General features: G+C 56.2%; 4 protein-coding genes. 1 reads left to right on the top strand and 3 read right to left on the bottom strand.

Features of this window, described 5'->3' with window-relative positions:
- From Q672_RS24440 to Q672_RS24430, 3 genes are all read right to left on the bottom strand, one after another.
- Positions 1-2,102 (bottom strand): C4-dicarboxylate ABC transporter (locus Q672_RS24440; protein WP_035482021.1); only part of this gene is annotated, 2,102 nt, incomplete at its 3' end.
- Between the two features lie 193 nt (positions 2,103-2,295).
- Positions 2,296-3,309, bottom strand: a complete 1,014-nt coding sequence (locus Q672_RS24435; RefSeq protein WP_022985091.1) for a putative solute-binding protein — start codon at positions 3,307-3,309, stop codon at positions 2,296-2,298.
- A gap of 70 nt (positions 3,310-3,379) precedes the next feature.
- Positions 3,380-4,408, bottom strand: coding sequence for a hypothetical protein (locus Q672_RS24430; protein WP_022985090.1), 1,029 nt, complete (start codon positions 4,406-4,408; stop codon positions 3,380-3,382).
- Between the two features lie 178 nt (positions 4,409-4,586).
- Here Q672_RS24430 and Q672_RS24425 point away from each other — a divergent pair, with 178 nt between their 5' ends.
- The gene (locus Q672_RS24425; protein ID WP_022985089.1) at positions 4,587-5,948 is read left to right on the top strand and encodes an ABC1 kinase family protein; all 1,362 of its coding nucleotides are present in this window, start codon (positions 4,587-4,589) and stop codon (positions 5,946-5,948) included.
- Positions 5,949-6,191 lie beyond the last annotated feature (243 nt).

Genomic DNA, 6,191 nt, shown 5'->3' with positions numbered 1-6,191 from the left:
CCCAGCTCGAAGGCCACCAGCGTGATCATCCAGAAGTGCAATGGTGCAATGCCGTTATCAAAGGCGATCTGGGCAATCGTGGCGTTCACCAGGATGACCGCCCCATAGGGGTCCATGATCATGCCGATAATGACCATTGTGACGACCAGCAGCGTCATGGCAACCCAGATGTTCGGGAAGGTTTCAGGCAGCATTTCCATCAACCCGGAACGCTCGATGATACCCCCCACGCTGACCGACAGTGCCATCAGCATCAGCAGGGCACCAATGTGGCCGGTCGTTTCATTGGTCGCAAATCGCAGAGAGGTTTCCAGTTTTTCGCCTACGCCAGGCTCCGGCTGGTAGTGCGGATCCATATCCGGAGTCTTGACCAGGTAGTGGATCACCAGTGCTGCAATCAGCACTGCATTTCGCCAGAACAGTCCCCACATCACGCCTTGCAGCTCGGCCTCGGAGGTGCCGGTAGGAATGTGACCCGCGTTCAGCGCACCGTTGATTACCCACAGGTTGTAGCAGGAGTAAACAATCAGAGGTACCAGGATCAGGGTAAAGACGTGCAGCGTTTTTTCGCTGAGTTTCTCGTAGGCGAGAATAGACAGCAGCATCACCGGCAGGATGATGGGGGCGTAGTTCTCGTTCAGGTGGGTATCCAGCAGATCGCGGAACACCACAATCACCGTGCCCATGATGATCACGTAGGGCAGCAGTGGTACCAGTCGCTTGATGCTGGCCGGCACTGCTTCAGAGAACGGGGCAATTCGCGCCGGCGCGGTGCGGGCAAACTGGCTGTACAGGAAGAACAGACCCAGCGACAGGAAGAAGATCTTCAGGCCGGAGGTGAACAGTTCGTCGGTGGTCACGCTGTTGTTCAGGGCGGCGATGATAACCACCAGCAGACAGGGGCGCAGCACCACACCCATGGAGCCGGACATGGCGGTGGCGGCCAGGGCCAATTGCTTGCGGGCGCCAGCACGTACCAGCTCGTTGTAGATGGTGGCACCGGCGGCAATAACGAAGATGCCGGAAGCACCAGTGTAGGCGGTAGGAACGGCCGCCACGGCCAGTACCACAAAGCACATCAGTTCCGGGGACATTTTCCACGGACGCAGCACATCAAAGACCAGATGGGCCATCTTGGTCTGGCGCAGCATCATACCGATCCAGATATACAGGGCCAGGCTCAGGAACAGGGTAGACAGCTCCATCATCATGCCCAGGTACACGCTGATACCGTGGTAGTAACCCTGGCTAACAAATTGGGCGCCAGCGGTAAGACACATGAAGCTGTACAGCGGGATGGTCAGCAGGGCTTTGCCCCAGGTGCCGCCTTCTTCAAGATCCTTGGGCGGACGCACCAGCTGGTACAGTGCAGCCAGGGACAAGATGATGAAGCCAGCAATCCAGAATTGATGCAGGTAGAAGTGGTTGACCTGTACCCCGTCCGCCATGGCGCTGACTTCTTCGCCGCGATAAATCCAGGCAGACATCAGCAGCATTACGTTGGCGGCAAGCTGGCCCCCAGTGGCTACCAGGTGGTCCTTGCGGGTGCGTGGTGGGCGCAGGGAAATATGGTGGCGGGTCAGGGTGGCCGTCGCCGCACAGATAATCACCAGCAGACAGAGCAGCAGGCGTTTGTAGTGGCCGAGGCTGGTTACTACCTTGGCCACGCCGCCCTCGATGTTACGGAACGCAATCACCCCGGGGGTAACCTGCTCCTGGACCATTTTGTAGTCGGCCCATTTGTCGCGGCAGATCTGGCGGGAGGCTTCCAGGGACTGACGCAGGGCGCCTTCGTCCACATCGGTGCCGAAAATGCCAGCCAGGGGATCATCCGCCATCTGGGCCTTTTTCTGCTGTACCGCCTTCTGCAGTTCAAGATCCAGATTCGGGTCCGGGTTACAAGTGGGTTCACCGACCAGCCCGGCTGAACGTAGTTTGAAGTAGCCCTCCCAGGTGTTCTCACCGATTTTCAGCAGCTGGGAGTGGATGACTTCACCTGATGCCAGAAAAATCGTCAGCAACAGGAGAATCAGGGTGGGGAGAGAGGATAGCCATTCACCGACGGAGCGGTTGGCTACAGTCATACTAGAAGGTTTATCCATTGTGCACCCGGTTATTGTTATACCGCCAAGGTTGGGGCATCCGACGCCGCGTATGATGCGTACGGTCCCAAGGGAAATCCCGAATCAGGCAGTGTAAACACCTTGTCTCGCCACCGCATTGGCAAGGAAGGTCAACGTTGAGGTTGAATGGGAAAGCGGGGCCAGTCTGGCCCCGCTCGCTCATGCCCTGTGGTTATTCCACGGGGTTGACGCATTCCGCTCTGGATGGCTCTTCCTTACAACGGACCTTGCGCAGCAGGGTCATCATGTCCTTGCTGTATACGCCGTCATTGGTCAGAGCAATTCGTGCTTCACGCATCATTTGGTCATACTTCAGCTTGTCCGCCTCAGGGATACGAATCCACCATTTTTTGTCTACTTCCGAGTTGGCGTTCTCGATCACCCGCATGGCACGGTCAAACTGGCCAAGCATGTACTTTCGGGACTGTTGGGCGAAACCGTCAGGGAACTTGTCCTTGCGAACAATCACCTGGGCGGTGAGCTGACCCAGCACGTAGTCGACGATGCCACCATCGGGCTGCATGCCCTTGTAGAGTTCCAGTGCGGAATAAGCCGCAATGGGGGCAAAGCAGATGTCCACGGAGCCGTTATTGAAGCGGCCGGAGAAGTTGGTGATGTCTGACATTACCGGAGACATGCCCACGCGCGATGCCATGCTGGCCTGAGCGGTATCATATTCCAGTACGGCGATGGACTTGCCCGACAGTTCCCCGACAGTGTCGATGGTACGGTCTTTAACGAACAGGTAGGCCGCCCCCATGGGGGCCACACCGCCCACTTCGTACGGGCCGGAAACCAGATGCTGGTTGATGGCGGCATTGCCGCTGGCCAATACGGTGATCACGGTCTTCATGGCGTCATAGCTGGGGATAGCGCCGATGGAATCCATGCTGCCCGTGTAGTTATTGAACTGGCGGCCACGAATACCGGTCAGCACGGCGGCGTCGCATTGGCCGGCTTTCAGGTCTTCAGAGGCGATTTTTTCATCGGTGTAGGGCTTGAGCTCAAGATCCACGCCCCAACCCAGGGCGGCAGTCTTGTAGTCCTTCATAATGTTATAGATGTCGCCGTTGGCGCCGATGATGTCAAACACACACATGGTGCGTTTTTCGGCGGCCTGGGCCGGGGAAATACTCAGAGCCAGCGCCGCAGTTGCGGCGGTGGCCAACGCCTTGAAATAGCGCATGCTCGGTCTCCTGGTTACTACTTATTAAAATAATCAAAAGCGGCCCGAAGGCCGCAAAAAGTCAAAATACTTACAGCAAATCGTTAATGTCGACGGCGGGTCCGGACTTGGCGGCGTCATCCCAGAAAGTCCCAAGACCTCCAATCGGGGTACGCTTGCCGGTGTTTTCGGTCCATTCGCGGTCGGAAATACCGGTGATGATGAAACCCGCGATGGCATCCAGCATGGCGTAGTCTGCATCCAGGTTCTGGTCGTTGGCAGCGTAGTCACGAATCGCCTTGCGCAAGCGCTCATCGTCACCCTTGCTGAACGCGCTCATGGCATAGAGGGCGCTGCCCAGACGAATGCCGCTGTCGAAACCCTTTTTGGCAGAGGCTTCCAGTTCTGCCCAGGCATCTGCGTTCGGCGGAGCCAACATGGGCAGCAGGTTCCATACCGCAGCACGGACACCACGGGGCACGCCCCACCACTGGTCGTTGTCCAGGCACTTCATGTTGCGTTCTACCTTGGCGGCGATATCGCGCGGGATACCTACGGCACCATCCGCGTTACCGTCGTTGAGCAGCGATTGCACACCAGAGATATTGCCCACCAGCCAGACCATCTCATCGAAGTCGCTTTTCAGTTTCGGGCATTCACCCTCTTTCTGCTCGCCAAACGCTTCCATCATGTTTTGGTAAGCGGTGTACTGACGTTGGGCGGCAACGGCAGACCAGCGTTTCTGCTCAATGCGAGCATCCTGAGCTTCGTTCACGCGTCCATCTTTGACTGCACGCATGTAACGGAGTTCAGAATCCAGGGCGATCTGCTCGGCGCAGGTGGCCGCAGTGGTGAAGACCATCGCGCCCAGTTTTTCCGGGTGGGAGCCCACCCGTTCGAAGGACATCAGCAGGGGGGTTTGTGCTTCGCCCGTCACACAGGCCATGCGCACGTCGTTGTAAGTCATCATGTAGGGCAGCATTTCTGAACGACCAAAACTGATCAGAATGTCACCAGTGCTTTTGTAGATGACGCCACAGCCTTGCAGAGCCAGGATGGCGCCCCCTACCAGGGCTAGACGTGAGTGTCGTAGCATTTTTTTCATGGAAAGAGAACCCATTCGGCAGCTCCTTGTTATTGTTCTCGAAATAGCGCGGTCAAAGGTACGAAAGTCCGCGAATTGGCACAAGCGGCAATTACAAAAAAACCTGCAAGCAATTACAAACCATAAATTTGCTATATCATGCGTGGCAGTTATGTTTAAGCGCAGTCACCCACAGGGATGATACGACTTTATTATGAGTGATTACTCTGACATCAAGGACATGAAAGCCTGGCTGGAAGGTGAACGCAGCGGCGTGTCTCTGGCGCTGAATACCGCTCGCGGTGGCCTGCGAATTCTCGAAACGCTTGGCGTGATCGGCCGTCAGGGGCTGGGCTGGGCCCTGGGTAATCGCCCGCCAGTACCGGCCTTGCTGCGTACCACGTTCGAATCTCTGGGCACCACGTACATCAAGCTGGGTCAGTTTATCGCCAGCTCGCCCTCCATTTTTCCTGAAGAGTATGTGGAAGAGTTTCAGCGTTGCCTGGACCGGACTCCCCCCCTACCTTTTCATTACATCCGGGACACCATTGAGCGCGAGTTGGGGCAACCCCTGGAAGCGCTGTACCTGTCGGTGGATCCGAAACCCCTGGCCAGTGCGTCGATTGCGCAGGTCCATGCCGCAAAATTGAAAAACGGTCAGGATGTGGTGGTTAAGGTCCAGCGTCCCGGCGTTCGTAACGTCTTGCTGACCGATTTCAACTTTCTTTATTTTGCCGCCCGCATTACTGAGCGGTTGGCTCCGGGACTGTCACGATCGGCGATTTCAGGTGTGGTGGAAGAGCTTCAGGCAGGCATGCTGGAAGAGTGTGATTTCATCAAGGAAGCCAATAACCTGAAGGCATTCAATGCCTTTTTGCGCGATACCGGCAACACCCGGGCGGTGGCGCCCGATCCGGTGATGAGTCATACCACCGGCAAGGTGCTGACCATGGAGCGCTTTTTTGGTGTGCCGCTCACCGATATGGAGGTGTTGCGCAAGTACACCGATGATCCGGCAGAAACCCTGATTTCTGCACTGAACACCTGGTTCTCCAGTCTGATGCTGTGTGACTTCTTCCATGCCGATGTGCATGCTGGCAACTTGATGTTGCTGGAAGACGGTCGGGTCGGTTTCATCGATTTCGGTATTGTCGGCCGTATTCGCCGTGAAGCGTGGGATGGCATGGCGAAGTTTTTCGATGCTATCGGCCGGGGCGATGTGCGGCAGATGGCAGAGGCTATGGCGATAATCGGCATGACCCGTGAAGAAGTCGACGTGGATGCCCTGACCCGAGACATTGAAAATCTGCAGGGCGTGCTGGGCCAGGTGGATCCGTCGGCGTTGGTGCAGGCAGATCGCAACGACAAGGAAGTGAACCGATTGTTGATGGATCTGGTGAAGATTGGTGAGGGACACGGGATTCGTTTCCCTCGAGAGTTCGCCTTGTTGCTCAAACAGTTCCTGTATTTTGATCGCTATGTTCAGGTGCTGGCTCCAGAGATGGATATGTTCAGCGACAATCGCGTGGATATTTTTGCGGGGCTGGATGATAACGACGGCGGGATGTTGCACTAATTTTATAGCGATGAGCTGCCAGCTTTGAGTTATGAGCATTAAGTGAAAAAAGCAGAAACACCAGGCTGATTACACGGTGTTTGGGTTTTCGAAATTCACTGAAGCAGTCTGTAAACACAAAAAAACCGCACCCGGACAGGGTGCGGTTTTTTTGTCTTGATCGCGGGTTTCCGGGAAAAATCCAATTTGGTTCCCTCTCTAGTGGTAGGAGCGTCGGTTATGCGCTCCGCTCACCCTTCGGGC

It is taken from the genome of Alcanivorax sp. P2S70, assembly GCF_000475295.1.
In the GTDB taxonomy this organism is placed as follows: Bacteria; Pseudomonadota; Gammaproteobacteria; order Pseudomonadales; family Alcanivoracaceae; genus Alcanivorax; species Alcanivorax profundi.
Note: the sequence above shows the minus strand (reverse complement) of the source record. Positions and strands in the feature narration are given on the sequence as shown.